This is a genomic window from Microvirga sp. P5_D2, assembly GCF_054049475.1.
Genome location: NZ_JBFUMH010000101.1, coordinates 1 through 19,442, shown reverse-complemented (window position 1 = coordinate 19,442; position 19,442 = coordinate 1). Strand labels below are relative to the sequence as shown.

Genomic DNA, 19,442 nt, shown 5'->3' with positions numbered 1-19,442 from the left:
GTGTCATGCATTCCTGGTCCTCCGCGGGTCAGGCCCTGGCGGGAACCTGCAGGCGGACAGGACTGTGACGGGACGAGTGCCCTCAAGCTCCTATCAAGTCACGCGACAGCAGACCGTCAGGTGCCGCCCGGAAGGCCGACACGTCAACGCAATGACACGCGGTCAATCATAACAAGGGTCAGGCCCTCCGAGCGGCTCTGATATTCTCACAGTCATAGCAGCAACCTGCTCGGCTCATGGATGGCTTGGCCCTGATCAGAGACAACTGCCGGCCATACGCCCCGGCTGCGTATTGGCTCCCGCGATCCGAATGATGAATGAGGTCAGGACCTGGTTGTTGTCGCTGGGCGGCCATGATCAGGGCTCCCAGGGCGAGTTCGGTGCGCATGTGATCGCGCATCGACCAACCAACCACCTTCCGGGTTGCCAGATCCAGCACCACCGCCAGGTAGAGCCAGCCCCCAACGGTAGGAATGTAGGTGATGTCGGCCAACCACACGCGGTTGGGCTCTGACACCGTGAACTTCTGTTGCAGCAGGTTGGGCGCAATCGGCAGTGCGTGGCGACTGTCGGTCGTGGTCGGTCGGAAGCGGCGGCGGGCCAGGGCCCGAATGCCGTGCCGGCGCATCAGCCGCTCAACCCGGCCGCGGCTGACCTAATGCCCCTCGGCGCGCAAAGCTGCGTGTATGCGCGGGCTGCCATAGCGGCCCCGATGCTGACCATGGAGGCGCTGAACATCCTGGAGGAGGCTTCGATTGGCCTTGGCCCTGGCGCTCTCGGGCCGGGATCGCCCAGCGTAGAAGCCGCTGGGCGAGACCTGGAGCACGCGGCACATGAGCCGCACCGGATAGGTGCAGGCATGCTGCTCGATGAAGCGAAACCTCATTTGGGCATCTCGGCGAAGATGCCGATCGGTTTTTTAAGACATCGCGCTCCATGCGCGTGCGATCGAGTTCACGCCGCAGCCGCGCGATCTCCGCCGCCTGATCGGCCGGAAAGGTCATCGGAGACGTACTGGGCGCCGGAGTCCTGGAGCCAGCCTTCGATCGAGGGGCGGCACCGTTGACCACCGCCCGCCAGTTCCGCAGCATGGAGGGGAGATCCCCAACTCTGTTGCGATTTGCATGAGAGGTCGGCCGCTGTTCTCCAAAAGCGCTACGGCCTCTCGTTTGAATTCCGGCGTGAAGTCTCGCCTCATCTTCGTCATCGAACGCCTTTCCGCTCCCGCAGGAGCTTAGCAAGAGTGTCCATCAATGCGAGGGAAGATCAGTTGGAGCCTCCAGAGCTAGCTTAGGCTGCCCCGCAGGTTTCATCCGAGTACTCTCCAGGGCATAAATTAGATTGGCCTTGCCTGCGTATCTGATGTGGCAACCGCCGGGGCTCCGTTACGCAAACCTCGTGAGACCCAATCTGTACCGCGCTAGCCGGCTTCATCCAGTGGCTTGACAGGTTGTTTAACAGAGCCAACATTCAAATGCGAAGCCAATAGCGTTTAGCGATCCAGGAGGCACTAATAAGGATCGCTTTTGACAGGTGCCGAGCAGCTGATTTCCAGGCCGTTTATAAGACGCTGAAAGGATCTACAGCCTTTCATACGGCACTCGTGATTGAAGACTTCATTGATTGACTTAGGCCAGATCTTTTTCCTTGGCCACGTGCCCCTCAGATAACTTGGCCATCAAAGGGCGCAACCTAGACAGTATGAGCGTCGGTGCATGCAGCCCCCAAGATAAAGAACTAGTTGGAGCAAGGCCGAAGAGGATCGCCCGATAGATCGAGTGGAGGTCGACATGACTTCAATACCGAACTTCAGAAAAATCGCTATCCAGTGCGATGGTATGCTTTCACCGGCAATCTACCAGCACATCTACGAGGCCGCTCGCACTTCCGAGGGCGGGCTGATGGTGGAAGTCGGAACGGCACACGGCGCAGCAACTGTTGCCCTTGCCTTGGGCTTGCGAGACTCCGGAAGGTCAGGACGAGTGGTAACCTTTGGTCGAGGACACTTGGAGATTGTCAAACGCAACCTTCGGGATTTCGGGGTAGAGAACCTTGTCGAGGTGGTCATGGGAGACGTTGGCGATACTGCGAGCGCGGTTCCCCACAGTGCTAAAATCTCCGTGCTGATGCTTGATGCTGACGGCCGCATCGACCGGGACTTCATCGAATTTTTCAATCGYGTAGTCCCACAAGGTGTAGTCATCATCGACGATTGCGTAGATGTCATGCGGTTCCATCGTACCGGTTTCTCGTCCATGGCCATCGACGCAAAGATGCGATTGACTTACCTGCTGTTGTCGTACTTCAAGAGCAAAGGCATCATCTCCATGGGATGCCAGCTTAGACATACGTATTTCGGTGAAAAGCTTTGCAATTCTCCTTACGAGTTCGACTTGACCGAGATTCTGGAGGTCTACAGACAGCTTATTTTCACCTCAGCAAAGGCGACTGCGCCAGAGAGTTTACGTCGAGTGGGGCTCAGATTTATCAAGGCCATCAGTCCTGCTTTGGCTCAGCGCTTACGTGTACAATATCGCTCTTATCGCGAAAATTCCAAGCTTAATACGATCTATTGCTTGGTAGTTGGATCGAATATGTTGGCCCTACGCCAAATGGATATAGGTCTCAATACGATTCTCTAGCTAAGAGACATCGTCTGAAAAGAACCTTATCTCTATCACGGGATGTGCCGCGCCTGCCTCCTGGGCAGGACGAACTGCTGCCAGAACCTGCAGGTGCTGGGCGCACCGTGATGGCGGAGCCTGCGAGCACATTGCGGCACCGGAACGGAACGTCGTGCCGGCGGCCGGCGTGGGGCTGGACGAGGCCGCGATGGTCGAGTTTCTGGCCAACTGGCGCCCACGGCGTGCAGCGCTCCGGCGTGGAGTGCCGAGGTATCCGTTTTCGACATGAACACGCAGCGGCCTGCGTTCTGCTGCGAGGAGGTCGGTGTCGACCATGCCTTTGAGGTTTCGCCAAACGTCGATGATCGTCTCAAGGCCGCAATCGGTGATGATTTCTTCGACATCGTCCTCGATGCGACCGGAAGCCCGAAGGCAATGCTGAAGAGCTCCTCCTAGGTCAGCCGCAGCGGCCCCCATGTACTCCTGTCGATCGTGAGAGCTGACATCACGTTCAGCCATCCGGAGTTCCACAAGCGTGAAACGTCACTGCTGGGCCGCCGCAATGCCACACGGCGCGACTTCGAGACGGTCCTCAAGGCCATGCGCAGTGGCCTCGTGCCGGTCGCGGCGCTCGCGAGCCATCGCGACGGCCTCAGTAAGGGCCCCCAATCTCGTTCCGACATGGTCGACACCCGAGTCCGAGGTGATCAAGGAGTTCGTCGAGCTTTAGCCGGGTCATGCCTCCCGTCTTGTCCCAGGATCAGCAGATGCCGCGATGAGAGAGGCCGGCGGCCCCTGTGACTCTCGCATAAGCTCAACAAGGAAACATTCGAGATAGACGGCATCGGCTCATTGAGGTGGGCTGTACTTGTCCTGCCCTATCGGCAAGTCACACTAACTCACCTCTGCGTGGAAGGACCGCTCCGGGTCCAGGCTGTGTGGAAGCGCCTTTATCTGCTAAGCTGGTGCTGATCAGCGGAGGGCAGGATGAAGCGTTTCGTTGAAGGGGAAGACCGCCGGCAGGCCACCCTGCTTCCTGATTGCCTGGACGACTATGTGGCGCCCGACAATCCTGTGCGCATCGTCGAAGCTTTTGTCGATGAACTGGATCTGGCAGCCCTCGGCTTTGCCGGAGGCGACGGGCCGGCCCGCCTATCATCTTGCCACCCTGCTCAAGATCTACATCTACGGCTACCTCAACCGCGTCCCCTCCAGCCGCCGGCTCGAACGAGAGACCCAGCGCAACCTCGAGCTGATGTGGCTGACCGGCCGCTTGATGCCGGACTTCAAGACCATCGCCGACTTCCGCCGCGACAATGGACCGGCCATCCGTGCGGCTTGTGCGCAGCTCCTGACGGATCGGCACGGCACGCTTGCGCGCCAGGGCCTTGACCTTGCGTCCGCCGGCCGTAGTCACCGTGAAGACCATGACATCCTTCGCTTCGGGGTGAGGACCGACTGTATCAGGGCCCAACTGCAGCACTTCTGATGTGATCATGCCATGCGTTGCAGAGATGAGCGGAAACCAGAAACCGAACTCCCCCAACGCTTTCACAGACTTCGGGCGCCATCCATCGGTGAACAACTTGTGCCCGAAGATCGTCTTGAGTTGTTCACCCGTGTACGGCTCACGCTGATCCTCGTCGCCAGCGGCGTTCAGGTAGTAGCCGCGGCCGAGGTCCTGGTCGATCCATCCAGCGCCCGCGGCAACCTTGCTCATGTTCAGGATGTAACCGATCTTCTTGTTGATCGTCCCCGCCGTATAGTTTTCCTGCTTAGCGAAATCGTCGCGGAAATTTACCACCATCTTGCGTGTGATCAGCCCGATGTCGTCGATCTTCGCATACTCAAAGAACCTCGCGAACGTGTTCTCCATGTCGCTCGTCAGGTGTGGGTCAATGGGCTTCTTCTCGACCACCCGACGCTCCTTCCACTTCACCAAACAGTCGGCGAGCGTGTGTCCGGACGCAGGCTGCGCGGCGACGGCGGGCGCGGCGTTGGACGGCACGATGATCGGAACAGCCAGCGTCTCTGCATACGCGGGCGCAGCACGGCGCCACGGGCCCTGCACTGCGTCGGGATGCGTGAGTCCGAAGCCCTGCCGCTTGGTCTCGCGTAGGATCATCTGATCGGTCGACCGGATTTCTGCGGCGAGGCAGGCCGCGAGGAAACGCTCGAAGTAAGCCGTGCCCTTCTGCAGCCGGACGCCGAGCAAACCGAGCACGCCCTGGAGCCACATGAGGCGCTGCTCGGCATAGTCTTCAAGCGTATAGTCGCGCAGGGTCTCCGCGTAGCCCTTCGCCCGGGCGAGCCACTCCGCCCCCCGCCTGGCCATTTTAGCCGGGTCCACCAAGCCGTCCCCGGTCGACAACTTGAGCCGGGCTTGGAGGTCGTCCTCGAGCAGGGATGCCTCCACCAGGCGGCCAGTGCCTCCCAGGCGGGCCAGGTCCAGCCCGTCGTGTCCAGTGCCCCGGCGACCGGCCGCTCGGCCACGAGGCCCTTCTTCGCCCGGATCTCGGCGAACCGCTTCTCCCACTTCTCGGCCTCCGGCAAGGCCAGGCGCCGGGCCTCGATCTCGTTGCCGGTCCCGAGGGAGAACTGGATGCGCCGCTTGCCGATCTCGTCGACGACATCCTTGGGGACGCGCAGGACGAACTGGTAGGTCGAGCCGCGCTTGGTCAGGTTGGTGGAGGCACTCACTGAGTCGCTCATGTTCAACAGTATGTTCAACGAATCGGGGTGCGTTCAACACCCCAGCGCGGGCTGAAACCGTTGTGAGCTAAGGAATTTGGCCCCTTGGTTAAGGGGTTTGGTGGGCCCGGCAGGACTCGAACCTGCAACCAGACCGTTATGAGCGGCCGGCTCTAACCATTGAGCTACAGGCCCTTCCGAGGAAGGCCGGGGGTGGTTGGAACGCTCGTTCCTTAACCCCTTTCGGTGGCGGGCCGGGTGTCCCGGCCGCCCCTTGTACCTGTCTTACAATAGGCCCCACGTCAAGCCGCTTTGGACCCGAGATGGCGGACTCGGGCCGCCTTGCGGCATCCTGTGCGGCTGGCGGCACTGGTGCGCCTGCTTCCCTATGTAGAAGCCAGGGTTTCCGGATGCCTGGCATCGGAGAGGCCGTGAACATGCATCACATCAAGATCCATCAACCCGACGGGCATCGTGCCAATGGAACCTGCGCTCGATCTGGATGCGCCACATGGGCGAGCAAATCTCCAGTGGATCGGTGGCAAATCCCATCGCTCACGAACAGATGCAGAGAGCATCGACGATCCTGACATCGCCGCTTCCTTTTCGGATGACGACCGGGTTGAGATCGCAGGCGACCACCACGCCATCAAGATCGCTGGCCAGTCGCGATAGATTGACCGCCGCCTGGACAAGCCCATTCCAACTCGTCTTCGGCGAAAGGTTGCGATAGCCGTCCAGGATCTTGGAGAGCTTAGTGCGGCCTACCATCATCCGCGCATCTTCCTCGCTCAACGGGCCAAGCTTCGCCGCGCGGTCGGCCACGATTTCGACCGTGACACCGCCGCTGCCCAGAACCATGAGCGGACCGAAAGGGGCTGCGGCGGTGAAGCCGGCCATGGCTTCGATACCGCCGATGACTTCTTCCTGAAGTTCGTATCCGTCGATGACAGCTTCCGGCAACGCCGCATTCACATTCTTCCGGATCGACGCGATGGCTGACCGGAGCGACGCCTCATCCTCAACGCCGAGCACGACACCGCCAACGTCGGAACGATGCTGGATCTGGGACGAGGCAACCTTCACCACCATCGGGAATCCGACTTCCCCCGAACGATGAACCGCCTCGTCCGCATCCTTCACGACAAGCGACTTGACGAGAGGAAGATCGTATTCCCGCAAAAGCCGAAACGCCGTTATCGGATCGAGCGGGCCGGAGCGCTCCGACAATTCCCGGCGGAAGGAGGCTGCGTTCGGATGGAAAGGCTGGCGATGCGGCTTGCGCGCATCGGCCCAGACGGCGGCGCGGCCCGGCCTGCCGAGGTCCAGATTGCCGACAGCCCGAAGTCCGGGTCRCAGACCCCGCAGCAGGGGCACATTGTGTTCTAACATCAGATCGATCACGGTCGGATGAAGGTTCTCGGAGGTCGGAGAGATCACGACGAGCGGCTTCTTCGATTCTCCGCCAGTTTTCGCATAGACATTCAGAATGCCCATGTAGTTTTCCAGTCCCGCGGGATTGAGGCTTTCCTGGCAGTCCTGAAACGCCACAATCGCCCCGACGCCGTCATCGTCGGCCACGGCGGCAATCGCCTCCTCGGGATTGCGGTCTGCTCCGATGCTTGCGCCGAAGTCGACCGGATTATGGCCCGAGACTCCCGGCAGGGCTTGCAGCAGCCGCTGCTCCGTCGCTTCATTGAACTGCGCAACCTCGATCCCACTCATCTCGGCAATGTCGCAGGCGAGAGCGGTTTGGCCGCCGGAAATGCCGACGATCCCAATGGAGCTTCCCCCGACCATTCTCTTGGATACTGCGCCGCATTCCAGCGACGCAATGAGCTCGTCGTAATCCGATACGACGGCGATGTCTGTCGACTTGAAAAAGTCGTCGTAGGCATCGCTGCTGCTGACCAGCGCGCCGGTATGAGCCTGCGTGGCCGCAAGCCCACTGACGGAGCGCCCGACCTTCAGGAAGATCAGCGACTTTCCTGCCGCATGGACTGCTTCGGCGGCATAGGCCAGAGCCACAGGATCCTTGATCGATTCCGCCACGACGCCAATCGCACTCGTCGCGTCGTCGTCGGCCAGCCAGCGGATGTAATCGGCGGCGGCGACGTGAAACTCGCTGCCCATCGTGACGACCTTCGAGAACCCGGCGAGGGTCGAGTTCATCACGGAAATCGCAGCCGATCCCGATTGCGCAACCAGGGCAACCCGGCCAGGCCTCAGGCGCTTGGATGGGCGCGCGGGATATAGAGGAATGGAATCCGTGAAGTTCACGAGTCCCATGCAATTGGGCCCATGAACCGTGATACGGCTGGACTGCCCGAACGCGCGGATGGACTTCTCCTGTTCATCGGTGAAGCCGTTCGTGAACACGATGGCCGACCGCACGGGGCTTTGCTCAAGTTCATTGAGCATACCAGAAACGTGAGCGGCAGGGATTGCGACAATCGCGAGATCCGTGTCGCGCGGGAGATCGGCCACGGAGTTGATTGCGCTCAGTCCGTCGATTTCCTTGGCCTCAGGATGGACCGGGAGAACGGGACCGGCATAGCCCCATTCCTTCAGGTTGCTGATGACGACATTGCCTTGCGTCATTCGTTTCGCGGATGCGCCAACAATTGCGACTGAGCGTGGTCGCATCATCGAAGTTACGTCAATATGCAAGGCGATGTCCTCTCAGGAGATAAGATGGTGCGATGCAGCCTCATGGGCTGCATCGCAGATGCAAGTGGGCGCTTTACTGCTCGCTTTCCGGCAGCCAGGCCTCGGCCCAGTTCGGGTGCGTGTTGAACGAGAAGTTGAACTGCCCGTCCAGTCCCTTCAGGTTGGTCGTCACCGCCTCGAAGACCTGCGCATTGGTCAAGGCAAGCTGGTTCAGATCCCGCGCGACGATCTCCGCATATTTCTTATAGTGAGCCTTCTGTTCGCTGAGCGGCGCCGCCGAAGCGTCAAGGGCGACCTTGTCGAATTCGGGATTGCAGTAGCCGGTCGGGTTCGCGAAAGGGACGTTGCCCTCGTTGCAGACGAAGCTGCGATCAACGCCGAGGACGGGATTGGTGCGCCCCGTGAGCGAGATGACAGAGGCGTCGAAGTCGCGCTTCGTATAGACCTTGTCCGTCCAGATCTGCTGGTCGAGAGAGCTCAGCTTGACATCGATGCCGATGGCCGCCCACTGCGATTGCACAACCTGCGCCACTGCATCGTAGGGAGGCTTGTTGATCACGGTCAGCTCGATGCTGAAGCGCTTTCCGTTCTTGAGCGGATAGCCTGCCTCATCGAGCATCTTGCCGGCTTTTACGGGATCGTAGGCGTAAAGCGTGTCGTAGTTGATCGATGTGTCGTGCAGGTTCTTGAACTGGGTCGGAATGGCATTCTTGGCCGTGTCCGCCAGGCCCTGGAAGACATCCTGCACGATGCGCTGGCGGTCGATGGCATGGAAGAGTGCTTGGCGAACCTTGATGTCCTTTGTCGGCCCACGGGTCAAATTCAGATCGACGACGGCAGTTTCAGGAGCGTTGTTGACGATCTGCACAACCTTGATCTTGCCGTTCTTCGCAGCATCCTGCGTGGCCTTGACCTGCACCACCTCGGGGCGGAACCAGTTCACCTCGCCATTGACGATCGCATTGAGGCGCTGTTGCGGGGCTGGGATCAGCGCGAACACCACGGAGTCGAGATAGGGCTTGGAGCTCTCCCAATAATTCTCGTTGCGGACGAAGGTGATCGATTGCCCGCTCTCCCAGCTTTTGAACTTGAACGGCCCGAGGCCGACGGGTGCGCGGTTGGCGGGATGGGTAGCGATGTCCTGCCCCTGATAGACATGCTTCGGCATCAGGGGAAAGACCTCCTTGTCGAAGAGGTCGAGCGTTGCCGTCAAAGGCTGCTTGAGCTTCAAGACAAAGGTTTTTGCATCCGGGGCGGACGCATCCTCGATCAGCGGCATGAGCTTGGTGAGATAGGTGTTGTACTTGCCGAAATCCATGAGCGTGAAGACGACATCCTCGGCGGTGAACGGCTTGCCGTCCGACCACTTCACGCCTTCGCGCAGATGAAAGGTATAGGTCTTGCCATCCTCCGAGACGTCCCACCGGCTCGCCAGCCGGGGAAGGCGCTTTCCTTCGCGATCGTAAGTCATCAGGCCGTCGGCCCACACATCGGCCGCAAACAATGCGGGGACCGATGACGTCAGCTGAGTGTTGAGGGTCGGGATCGTCGTCGCGTTTAGCGCTGCAACGACCGTGCCTCCCTTAACAGGCTTCCCGTCATCGGCTTGAGCCGAAACGACACCCGCTGCGCAGGCGAGGACTGTGGACGTCAGGCCGAATATAGCACTCGTTGTYGAACGGCGGAGTGTCAGTCTCATTGGCGTTCTCCCGTTGTGATCGTTTCTGCGCATTTGTGCCATTTGTTCAGCCTCGGCCTTCGTGCGCCTTCTTCTCCGTCATCCATCCAGCGGTTATTTCCTCCGCGCGATGGCATGCGGCCAGGGTCGTGCCCTCACCAACCGGCCGCAGGGGCGGACTGGTGACGGCACAAATATCAATCGAGAAGGGGCAGCGGTTTCGAAAGCCGCAGCCAATGTCGCTCGCTGCCTGCGTTACAGGTGCAGGAGGCTTGAATGCCGCTGATCTGATCCGGCTCCGCCGGGGATCGGGTATGAGCCTCGCGTCGAGGAGCAACCGCGTATAGGGATGGACGGGCGCGCTGTAGATAGTTCTGCCGATCTCGACAATTCGCCCGCGGTACATCACCGCCGTACGGTCGGCGATCGATTCCATGGCGCCCAGATCGTGGCTGATGATGACGAAGGCGACGTTCGTCCGATCCCGCAGCTCCCGCATGAGCTGGAGAACCTGCGACTGGATCGAAACGTCGAGGCTGGAGAGAGGTTCATCCGCGATGATGACGCTCGGCTCCAGCATCATGGCGCGAGCGATGGCGACACGCTGCTGCTGGCCGCCGGACAACTGGTGCGGAAAGCGGCCCGTGTATTTCTCAGGAGGCGTGAGCCCAACCGCATCGAGCTGCGCCTCGATGAAGCGCTTCTGATCGACTTGGGGAACAAGATCGTGCCTTCTGACGACGTACCCCAAGGACTGCTCGACCGTCATGCGTGGGTTCAACGACGACGAGGGGTCCTGAAACACAGCCTGGACGTTGCGGCGGTATTCGCTGCGAACCGCGCTCGCGAGTTTCGGCAAAGGCTGTCCGCGATAGACCACTTCTCCCTGCGTGGGACGATTGAGCATCAGCAGCAGCTTGGCCATGGTGCTCTTACCGGATCCCGATTCACCGACGATGGCGAGCGTTTCGCCCTGATGAACGGTAAGGTCGACGCCATCGACCGCGCGCACGGTTGTCCAACCCCAGCCCGACGCATCGCGGCTGGTATAGGTTTGGCTCACTTTCCTCAGCTCAAGAACGGGCATGTTCATGATTGGAGGCTCTTTCCATGCCGGCCATGCGTGCTCAGCCCAATGAGCCGCGCCGAGTACGGATGCTGCGGCCTCTCGAACAGATCGATGGTCGATGCGCTCTCGATCGTCCGCCCGCCCTGCATGACATAGACGCGGTCGCACAGCTCCGCGATGACGCCGAGATCGTGTGTGATGATCGCAACCGCCATATTTCTCTCCTTATGGAGCCTGTAGAGCGTCTGCAGAACCTGGAGCTGCACGGTGGCATCGAGCGCCGTTGTCGGCTCGTCGGCGAAGAGGAGCTTGGGGTCGCTCGCCAATGCCATGGCGATCATGACCCTCTGGCGCATGCCGCCGGAGAGTTCATGTGGAAACCGTCTCGCGACGTTTCGGGGATTGGCGAATCCGACTTCATCGAGAAGGTTGCAAACCCGCTGGCCATGTGACTGACCGCGCCCGTCATCGGACAAAGCTTCGGCAATCTGCCGCTCGACGCGTTGCGTCGGGTTCAGGTATCCGAGCGGATCCTGAAAGATCATCGAGAACCCGCGTGTGCGCCGCAACGCGCGCAAGTCACGGTCGCTCATTTCAAGAAGATCGCGGCCCTCGAACTTCAAATCGCCGGACAGTTCTTCGATGCGCAGGTTCGGCATCAGCCGGGAGATCGCCCGAACCAATGTGCTTTTGCCGGAACCAGACTCCCCCACGACGCCCACGCACTCGGCCTGGTTGACGAGGAGATCGGCGCCGTCGACAGCCCGGACGACGTGGTCCGCGACACGAAGATGAACCTTCAGGTTCCGCACATCCAGAAGCGCGCTTCCAGTCGGGTGCAAGCCTGTGCTGGCCTCGCTCATTGGAGACCTCCCATCCCGCGCGTCGCGCGTGGGTCATTGATCTCGTTGATGCCGTCGGCGAAGAGATTGAGGCCGACGACGGTCAGGCATATCGCGGCGCCGGGGAACACACTCATCCACCACGCGCGGTCCATATAGTCCTGCGCGACGAACAGGAGTTGACCCCAGCTGACCATCGAAGGGTCGCCCAACCCAAGGAAGCCAAGCCCCGCCTCGATCAGGATGGCAATGCTGGCGTCAAGTGCGACCTGCACGATCACCGGCTGTGCGGCGTTCGGCATGATCTCCCGGAAGATGATGTGCGATGTCGACAGATCCGCAACACGCGCCGCCGCGATGAACTCACGTTCGCGGAGCTTGATGTACTGGCCATAGACCAAGCGCGCTTCCATCGGCCAGATCGCCAGCGCGACCGCGATGACGAGCAGCCAGAAATTGGACCCGAAGAGCGCGACGGCGCACAGGACGAGCATGATCACCGGCAGCGTCTGAAAGAGCTCGATGACGCGCATGAGGATCACTTCGACCGGACCCCGGAAGTATCCGGCAAGGATTCCGATGGTTCCACCGACGACCAGCGCCGCGAGCGCAGCCCCCAATCCGACGAGTAGCGACGATTGAGCGCCGTAGAGAATGAGCGAGAAGATGTCTCGGCCGATATTGTCCGTTCCGAACAGGAACTCTCTCGATGGCGGCGCAAGGCTCTGAGGCGTCTGTTCCAGAGGATGATAGGGAGCCAGAACGGGCGCCAATATGGCGATGAGCGCGAGCAGCAGCAGGATCACAGCGCCGATAGCGCCATGCCGGGTTCCGGCCATGTTGCCGATCAGCGCGAGGACCCTGTCGAGCCTGTCTCGGAATCCGGCAGCAACAGGTTTTGAGGTAAGGCTTGCCATAACCGGATTACCCCTTCGTCCTGATGCGTGGATCGAGCAGCGCATAAAGCGTGTCGACCACGAGATTCATCAGAATGACTGCCAGTGCAGAGAAGATGACGACGCCGATGATGGTGAGGTTGTCGCGAAGGCGGATCGAATCCACCATGAGCAGCCCCAGGCCGGGCCAGGTAAAAACCGTCTCCAGCAAAACCGCGCCGCTGAGGGCCGAGCCGAAGGCGTAACCCGCAATCGTGACGAGCGGCAGGCTGGAATTTCGCAGGACATGGCGCCGGATGATCTGCCCCCGCGTGAGCCCCTTCGACCGCGCCGTGATGATGAAACCTTGCGACAGCGTGTCGATGACGCTGGCGCGTACGATGCGGGCGAACCGCATGCCTTCATGAATGGCGAAGGCGGCGACGGGTAGCGCCAGATACTGCATCTTCTCCAAAAGCCAGTTGAACCCGCGCGCGCGGGATACGAGCGGCCCGATCCCTTGCGTGGGAAACCACCCGAGATGCAGCGCGAAGAACATGACGAGGAGCTGGGCGAGCCAGAAGGTCGGCACGGCATAGAGGATGAGCGCGGACGTGGTCCAGAACTTGTCGGTTTTCGCGCTGGGCGTGGTGCCGGCAATCACGCCGAGCACGATTCCAAGCGGAATGGCGAGAGCAAAGCCTACGGACGCCAGTAGGATCGTGCGCGGAGCACGCTCCAGGATGATATCGAGCACGGGCCGCTGGTTCTGATAGGAGTATCCGAAATCCCCATGCAGCACGGCAGTGAGATAATTCCAGACCTGAAGCGCGAAGGGATCGTTCAGCCGATACTTCTCTTCGATGGCCGCCCTGTAGGCCGGCGGCACGGGGAAATCGCCGACGAGGGACTGCACCGGATCGCCTGGGATCAGGTGAAGAAGGGTGAACATCACCACGATGATCACGAAGATCAGCGGCAGCGCGTAAAGGACCCGTTGAATGAAGAACCGGAGCATCCTTGGCCCCCACCGTCAGAGGCGGTGGAAGGTGGCTGCATTGCCGTACAGCCACTTTTCAATGACGTGATCTTTCAGCGGCAGGTTTTTGTAATCGTCGATCAGGCTCTCGAACGATGTCCCGAACAGATAGCGTGAGAGGCCGACCATCACCTTGTCCTGCAACAGGGTGTTTCCGAACTGGAGGAACTGCTCCCAGCCGGAACCTGCTTGCGCGAAGTAGCGCGGGTGATGGGCGGCCGTATCGACATAGAGATTGGGATGTCTGCGTAGGAGTCCGATCATATCGTTGACCCAGGGCCAGCCGGCGAGTCCCGCCACGATCCGCAGCTCGGGGAAGTCCACCGCGACATCGTCGAGATAGCGCGGATGTCCCAGATCGTAGGGCCGATCGTTCGCGTAGTTCATCGATGTGTAGATGCGCACCGGAACGTCGAGTTCGGCGGCCTTCGCATAAAGCGGGTAATAGCGGCGGTCGTTGGCCACCACGCCGTTGTAGAGAGCCGACAGCCGCAGGCCGTTCGCCCCCTCCTCCTTGACCAGCCGCTCGAACTCCCGAACGGCGCGCATGCCGTCGGTCGGGTCCATGGTGACGAATGTGAAGAAGCGGCCTGGATAGGCGGCGTGAATCTTGCCGGTCGCGCTGTTTTCGGCACCGACCAGTAGCCCGCGCTGAATGCCTGCGCGGTCCATGTCTTCGACAAGGCGCTTCAACCCGCCGTCATCGACCGGTTCGGCGGGCTTCTCGCCACGGTCGCGCGCTTTGAAGACGCGCCCATAATTGGCGAAGCCATAGCCGTCGGGGCGCGGAAGGGATTGCGCGAAGGGAGTGCCGGGTCGTCCGTGTGCGATCCGTTCAAGATCCGGGTTGGCCTCGCTGGCCGGCAGCCCGATTTCCATATCGATGACACGGGTCATTCTGGCATCTCCCTGGTGAGCCTTTGTGGCCCTCTGCTTTGGTTCTGCTCATTTGATGACCATGCGTCATCTGTGTCAACTAAATTTACAATATCTTCTAAAAGCGTCGACTATGTTGACATATGAGACCGGATAATGTTTTATGATGCGCAAGAGCCAAACCTTGGCGCCGGCTCTCGGCAACCTCTACAGGGGGGCTTTCGGCTTTCAGTGTAAGCAGGGGCATTTGCGTGCAGGATTTTGACGTGACGGAATCAGAACGTGACGCCGGGTTCGCCACCACGTTGGCGAAGGGCCTCGCCGTTCTTGAGGCCTTTCGCCCCGACAGACCCTCGATGAGCAATGTCGAGATCGCCAAGCACACCGGCCTGAACCGCCCCACGGTCGCCCGCCTGACCTACACGCTCGTCAAACTCGGATATCTCAAGCAGGAGGCATCCAAGTTCAGGCTCAGCTGGGCCGCGCTGATGCTGGTCAATCCGCTGCTCGTCAATGCGAAGATCCTCCAGATCGCCCGGCCCTCCATGCAGAAGCTCGCGCAGGATGTCGGCGGCACGGTCTCCATTGGCGTCATCGACCGCTCGAACTTCGTCTATCTCGAAACATCGAGGGTCAATGAGAACGTCTGGACGTCTCAGGATCTCGGCACGATCGGCCCTTTGGTTCCTGCCGCAATCGGCCATGCGCTCTGCGCCCAGCTGACCGATGAGGAATTCGAATTCAAACTCCGTCAGATGAAACAGAACACACCGGAGCTTTGGGCAAAGTATTCTTCCTCATTCATGCAAGGCGTGGAGAGCTGCAAGACACGTGGCTTCTCGGTGGTTCGCGGCACCTGGATTCCAGGCACGCATTCCGCCGGCGTTCCTTTGCTCCGGGATAAAAACGGCGAATGCTTTGCCATGAATTGCAGGGTTCCGATCTTTAGGCTTCAGGGTAACCAGATCGAGGAGGATGTCGGCCCTCGCCTGCTCTCCTTGGCCCAGAGCGTCAGAAACCAACTCGCTTTCATTTTTCCATAACGGCTAATCGTTCGTGCGCCAATCCAGTCATATGTGTATCGCGTGGCCTTGCGCGTTCAGCACAGCCTCTTGGAAGGCCTCGCCCTGTGTCGGGTGGGCATGAATCGTGCCTCCGATATCTCCGAGGCATGCTCCCATCTCGACCGCCAAGCTAAAGGCAGCGCTCAATTCGGAAATGCCCTGCCCCACCGCCTGGATGCCGAGGACTAGTTCGTTGTCGGCTCGCGCAACGACGCGCACGAAACCATCCTCATCCAGCCTGGTCATGGCGCGGCCATTGGCCGAGAATGGGAAGCGACCGATGCGAACGTCAAAGCCGGATCGCTTCGCCTCGTCGGGGCTAAGCCCCACCGTGACGATCTCGGGATCGGTAAAGCACACGGCCGGTATCGCCCGCTTGTCCCAGACCCGGCTGTGACCTGCGACAATCTCCGCCACCATCTCGCCCTGCATCATGGCCCGGTGCGCCAGCATGGGCTCGCCGGTAACATCTCCGATGGCGTAGATGCCGCGCATCGAGGTCTCGCAGCGGCTTCCGATCCTGATGAAAGGCCCGTCCATATCGAGAACAAGCTGCTCGATCCCCCAGCCTTGCGTGAGAGGCTTTCGTCCAACGGTGACAAGAACCTGTTCGGCCGCGAGCTGGACTTCCTTTCCATCCTCGCCTTCGAGCGAAAGAAAGCCTTTCTCCTTTGCCAGACCCGTCACTTTCGTTCCCGTCATGACCGTGACCCCGAGAGTCTGCAGCCTTTTGGCAACCGGCCGCGTCAAATCGGGATCGTATTGCGGGAGGATGCGGGACTGCATCTCGACAACCGTCACATCGACGCCGAGCTTGGCGAAAGCCGTTCCAAGCTCAAGCCCGATATAGCCCCCGCCGACCACCGCGAGGCTCTTCGGAAGCGTCGTCAACGCAAGTGCATCGGTCGAGGAGATGACAGGCCCACCGAAGGGCAGGTTCGGAAGCTCGACGGAAGTTGAGCCCGTTGCGATCACGATGGTCTCCGCGCGAATGACCTGCGTGCCCGTTTCCGTCTCGACCTCCACCGTCTTGCCATCGCGGAAGCGAGCCCAGCCCTCCACCACCTTGACGTGGGACTTTTTCAGGAGGCCTGCAACGCCATTGGTCAGCCGACCGACGATGCCGTCTTTCCATGCGATGGTTGCACCCAATTCGATCTCGGGCTTCGCGACCCGGATGCCGAGCGGGCTGTGGCCCGATCCCATATGCACGACCTTGGCATATTCCTCCGCTGCATGAATGAGCGCTTTGGAGGGAATGCAGCCGACGGTAAGGCACGTGCCACCGAGCTTCTTCGCCTCCACGAGAACCGTGTCGACCCCGAGCTGTCCGGCGCGAATGGCGCACACATAGCCGCCGGGTCCCCCACCGATGACGAGGAGCTTGCAGGAAATGTCCTTCATAGGCTCAAGCCTCCACGAAGATCATGGCAGGGGTCTCCAGGAGCGTCTTGATACGCTGGATAAAAACGGCGGCATCCCAACCGTCGATCACGCGGTGATCGAAGCTGGATGAGAGGTTCATCATCTTGCGTGGAATGAACGTCGATCCATCCCAGACCGGCCGCACGACCATCTTGTTGACGCCGATGATCGCCACCTCGGGATAATTGATGACAGGCGTCGTGACGATGCCGCCCATGGCTCCCAGCGACGTGATGGTGATCGTCGATCCGCTGAGATCCTCGCGCTTCGAGGTGCCGTCCTTTGCCGCATCCGTGAGCCGCTTCAGCTCGATGGCGCATTCCCAAAGATCGAGAGCTTCCGTATGGCGGACGACAGGGACCACGAGGCCAGAATCGGTCTGCGTCGCGATGCCGATATGCACGCCTTCATGCTGGTGGATGATGCCGGCATCATCGTCGTAAATCGCGTTCAAACGGGGCTGCTCGGCAATCGCCTTCGCCATGGCGCGCATGAGGAAAGGCAGCAGGGTCAGCTTCGGCCTGTCCGAACGCTTGTTGGCATTGAGCGATGAGCGCAGATCCTCCAGTGCCGTGACATCGATTTCCTCCACATAGGTGATGTGGGGAATCCGCGATTTCGAGATTGCCATCTTCTCGGCGATCTTACGGCGCAGGCCGACGACCTTGATCTGCTCGACGGATGTCTTCGGAGCAAGACCCGGCCCACGCACGGTCTGGAATCCGTGAGCCATGAAGGCATCGAGATCCTCATGCGTGATGCGCCCGGCAGGACCCGTGCCGGGGATCTGCCGCAGATCGAGACCGGCCTCTCGCGCGCGATGGCGCACGGATGGTGGAGCAATCGGCTTGTCGCCTTCGCTTCGGGGCAGTGCTGGCCTCGTCAGCCTCGGCGCATCGTTCTGCCCTTCGCGCGAGGGACGCGGCGTCGTGAGCCTCACGGGTGCGGGCGGCTTCTCCTGAGCAGGTTTTTCTTGGACAGCAGGCTGAGCCGCTACAAGAGGTGTAGCCTTCTTAGGCTCCGCCTCGTCTGAAGCAGGAGATACTGAAGCCGTGTCATCTCCTTCGACTTTCAGACGAATAAGGGGCGAGCCGGTCGGAACAACATCGCCGATTTCCGCGCCGAGCCAGAGCACCTCGCCATGAACGGGCGATGGAATTTCCACCGTTGCCTTGTCGGTCATGACCGCTGCCAGGATGGTGTCCTCGCGAACGAGATCGCCCACCTTCACATGCCATTCGACGACCTCGGCTTCGGCGATCCCTTCGCCGACATCGGGCATCTTGATCGTGTGCTCGCCCATGTCAGGCCTCCATCGTCTCGACAAACGCGCGGCCGACGCGCGACGGGCCCGGGAAGTAGTCCCACTCCTGCGCATGCGGATAAGGCGTATCCCACCCGGTCACGCGCGCAATCGGCGCTTCGAGGTGGAAGAAGCAGGTTTCCTGCACGAGTGCCGCCAGTTCCGCCCCGAATCCCGACGTGAGTGTCGCTTCATGGACGACCACACACCGCCCGGTCTTCCTGACGGATGCGGAAATCGTTTCTAGATCGAGCGGGACGAGCGTTCTCAGGTCGATGATCTCGGCGTCGATATTCGTCTCGGCAGCCGCCGCCTGTGCGACATGAACCATCGTGCCGTAGGCCAGCACGGTCAAAGATGCGCCCTCGCGCACGATCGAGGCCTTGCCGAGTGGATGCGTGAAATAGCCAGCGGGAACCTCGCCGAGATCGTGCTTTGACCACGGAATGACGGGGCGATCATGATGACCGTCGAAGGGACCGTTATAAAGCCGCTTCGGCTCGAGGAAGATGACCGGATCGGGATCTTCCATCGCCGCGATCAGCAGCCCTTTGGCATCGTACGGATTCGACGGAACCACCGTCTTCAATCCCGCCACATGCGTGAACAGCGCTTCGGGACTTTGGCTGTGCGTCTGCCCACCGAAAATGCCGCCGCCGGTCGGCATGCGGATGACCAGCGGACAGGTGAATTCGCCGTTCGAGCGATAGCGCAATCGCGCCGCCTCCGACACGATCTGATCGTAGGCGGGATACATGTAGTCCGCGAACTGAATCTCGATGCAGGGGCGAAGGCCGTAGGACGCCATGCCCACCGCCGCTCCGACGATTCCCGATTCACTGATGGGCGCATCGAAGCAGCGCGTCTTGCCGTATTTCTGCTGAAGCCCCGCCGTGCAGCGGAAGACGCCGCCGAAATAGCCGACATCCTCACCAAAGACGATCACCTTTTCGTCGCGCGCCATCATCACGTCCATGGCGTCGCGGATGGCCTCGATCATTGTCATGCGCGCCATGGCTCAGACACCTGCCTGCTGGCGCTGGCGACGCAGATGAGGCGGCATCTCGTCATAAACGCCTTCGAACATGTCGCGCGCGGAAGGCTTGCCGCCCGCATGAAGCGTGCCGTGGCTTTCCGCCTCCTTCTGGGCCGCGATGACCGTGTCGAGGATCTCCGCTCCCGCCTGCTTGTGCCTCTCCTCGGACCAGGCACCCCGAATGATCAGATGGTTCTTCAAGCGCTCGATGGGATCGCCGAGCGGCCATGCATCAGACTCGGTCTTGGGC

At 60.7% G+C, this 19,442-nt stretch carries 16 protein-coding genes, 1 tRNA gene and 3 pseudogenes; 6 read left to right on the top strand and 14 right to left on the bottom strand.

Annotated elements, in window-relative coordinates; all coding sequences use genetic code 11:
- Nucleotides 1–211: 211 nt before the first annotated feature.
- Nucleotides 212–1,207, bottom strand: a pseudogene (locus ACXJKO_RS20910) (IS3 family transposase); the annotation flags it as partial.
- A gap of 583 nt (nt 1,208–1,790) precedes the next feature.
- Here ACXJKO_RS20910 and ACXJKO_RS20905 point away from each other — a divergent pair.
- The 4 genes and pseudogenes from ACXJKO_RS20905 to ACXJKO_RS20890 all read left to right on the top strand — a co-directional run bounded on the left by ACXJKO_RS20905 (nt 1,791) and on the right by ACXJKO_RS20890 (nt 4,743).
- Nucleotides 1,791–2,642 carry a class I SAM-dependent methyltransferase gene (locus ACXJKO_RS20905; protein ID WP_457093005.1) on the top strand — a complete coding sequence of 284 codons (852 nt, stop codon included), beginning with the start codon at nt 1,791–1,793 and terminating at the stop codon, nt 2,640–2,642.
- 267 nt (nt 2,643–2,909) lie between these two features.
- On the top strand, nt 2,910–3,080 hold the full coding sequence (locus ACXJKO_RS20900) for a hypothetical protein (protein ID WP_457093004.1): 171 nt from the start codon (nt 2,910–2,912) through the stop codon (nt 3,078–3,080).
- 531 nt (nt 3,081–3,611) lie between these two features.
- Nucleotides 3,612–3,978, top strand: a pseudogene (locus ACXJKO_RS20895) (transposase); the annotation flags it as partial.
- A gap of 234 nt (nt 3,979–4,212) precedes the next feature.
- On the top strand, nt 4,213–4,743 hold the full coding sequence (locus tag ACXJKO_RS20890) for a hypothetical protein (RefSeq protein ID WP_457093003.1): 531 nt from the start codon (nt 4,213–4,215) through the stop codon (nt 4,741–4,743).
- A gap of 2 nt (nt 4,744–4,745) precedes the next feature.
- On the opposite strand, the gene ACXJKO_RS20885 is transcribed toward ACXJKO_RS20890, so the two are convergent.
- Nucleotides 4,746–5,336: a DUF6538 domain-containing protein gene (locus ACXJKO_RS20885; protein WP_457093007.1), complete on the bottom strand. Its 591-nt coding sequence runs from the start codon at nt 5,334–5,336 to the stop codon at nt 4,746–4,748.
- A gap of 98 nt (nt 5,337–5,434) precedes the next feature.
- A tRNA-Ile gene (locus tag ACXJKO_RS20880) sits at nt 5,435–5,510 on the bottom strand.
- Between the two features lie 209 nt (nt 5,511–5,719).
- Between ACXJKO_RS20880 and ACXJKO_RS20875 the strand changes: the two are divergent.
- A pseudogene (locus tag ACXJKO_RS20875) lies at nt 5,720–5,843 on the top strand (glutathione S-transferase family protein); the annotation flags it as partial.
- A gap of 27 nt (nt 5,844–5,870) precedes the next feature.
- On the opposite strand, the gene ACXJKO_RS20870 reads toward ACXJKO_RS20875, so the two are convergent.
- The 7 genes from ACXJKO_RS20870 to ACXJKO_RS20840 all read right to left on the bottom strand — a co-directional run bounded on the left by ACXJKO_RS20870 (nt 5,871) and on the right by ACXJKO_RS20840 (nt 14,385).
- Nucleotides 5,871–7,961 carry an acetate--CoA ligase family protein gene (locus tag ACXJKO_RS20870; RefSeq protein ID WP_457093006.1) on the bottom strand — a complete coding sequence of 697 codons (2,091 nt, stop codon included), beginning with the start codon at nt 7,959–7,961 and terminating at the stop codon, nt 5,871–5,873.
- Nucleotides 7,962–8,058: 97 nt separating this feature from the next.
- A complete protein-coding gene (locus ACXJKO_RS20865; RefSeq protein WP_457093002.1) occupies nt 8,059–9,684 on the bottom strand; it encodes an ABC transporter substrate-binding protein in 1,626 nt (541 codons plus the stop codon).
- 46 nt (nt 9,685–9,730) lie between these two features.
- Nucleotides 9,731–10,756: an oligopeptide/dipeptide ABC transporter ATP-binding protein gene (locus tag ACXJKO_RS20860; RefSeq protein WP_457093001.1), complete on the bottom strand. Its 1,026-nt coding sequence runs from the start codon at nt 10,754–10,756 to the stop codon at nt 9,731–9,733.
- Complete coding sequence (locus tag ACXJKO_RS20855) at nt 10,753–11,595, bottom strand: ABC transporter ATP-binding protein (protein ID WP_457093000.1); 843 nt, start codon at nt 11,593–11,595, stop codon at nt 10,753–10,755. The genes ACXJKO_RS20860 and ACXJKO_RS20855 overlap by 4 nt, the downstream gene beginning before the upstream one ends.
- Nucleotides 11,592–12,491: an ABC transporter permease gene (locus ACXJKO_RS20850; RefSeq protein WP_457092999.1), complete on the bottom strand. Its 900-nt coding sequence runs from the start codon at nt 12,489–12,491 to the stop codon at nt 11,592–11,594. The genes ACXJKO_RS20855 and ACXJKO_RS20850 overlap by 4 nt, the downstream gene beginning before the upstream one ends.
- A 7-nt stretch (nt 12,492–12,498) precedes the next feature.
- Nucleotides 12,499–13,467 carry an ABC transporter permease gene (locus tag ACXJKO_RS20845; RefSeq protein ID WP_457092998.1) on the bottom strand — a complete coding sequence of 323 codons (969 nt, stop codon included), beginning with the start codon at nt 13,465–13,467 and terminating at the stop codon, nt 12,499–12,501.
- 15 nt (nt 13,468–13,482) lie between these two features.
- Nucleotides 13,483–14,385: an amidohydrolase family protein gene (locus ACXJKO_RS20840; protein WP_457092997.1), complete on the bottom strand. Its 903-nt coding sequence runs from the start codon at nt 14,383–14,385 to the stop codon at nt 13,483–13,485.
- A gap of 245 nt (nt 14,386–14,630) precedes the next feature.
- Here ACXJKO_RS20840 and ACXJKO_RS20835 point away from each other — a divergent pair, with 245 nt between their 5' ends.
- Nucleotides 14,631–15,407 (top strand): IclR family transcriptional regulator, encoded by a 777-nt coding sequence (locus ACXJKO_RS20835; protein WP_457092996.1) that lies wholly within the window; start codon nt 14,631–14,633, stop codon nt 15,405–15,407.
- 27 nt (nt 15,408–15,434) lie between these two features.
- Here the strand turns inward: ACXJKO_RS20835 and lpdA are convergent, their stop codons facing one another.
- The 4 genes from lpdA to ACXJKO_RS20815 all read right to left on the bottom strand — a co-directional run.
- Entirely contained in the window at nt 15,435–16,832 is a 1,398-nt protein-coding gene (gene lpdA, locus ACXJKO_RS20830) for a dihydrolipoyl dehydrogenase (RefSeq protein WP_457092995.1), read from the bottom strand.
- A 4-nt stretch (nt 16,833–16,836) separates the two neighbouring features.
- Nucleotides 16,837–18,156, bottom strand: a complete 1,320-nt coding sequence (locus tag ACXJKO_RS20825; RefSeq protein ID WP_457092994.1) for a dihydrolipoamide acetyltransferase family protein — start codon at nt 18,154–18,156, stop codon at nt 16,837–16,839.
- Nucleotide 18,157: 1 nt separating this feature from the next.
- Nucleotides 18,158–19,171 (bottom strand): alpha-ketoacid dehydrogenase subunit beta, encoded by a 1,014-nt coding sequence (locus ACXJKO_RS20820; protein ID WP_457092993.1) that lies wholly within the window; start codon nt 19,169–19,171, stop codon nt 18,158–18,160.
- 3 nt (nt 19,172–19,174) lie between these two features.
- On the bottom strand, nt 19,175–19,442 hold a 268-nt coding region (locus ACXJKO_RS20815), incomplete at its 5' end, for a thiamine pyrophosphate-dependent enzyme (protein WP_457092992.1).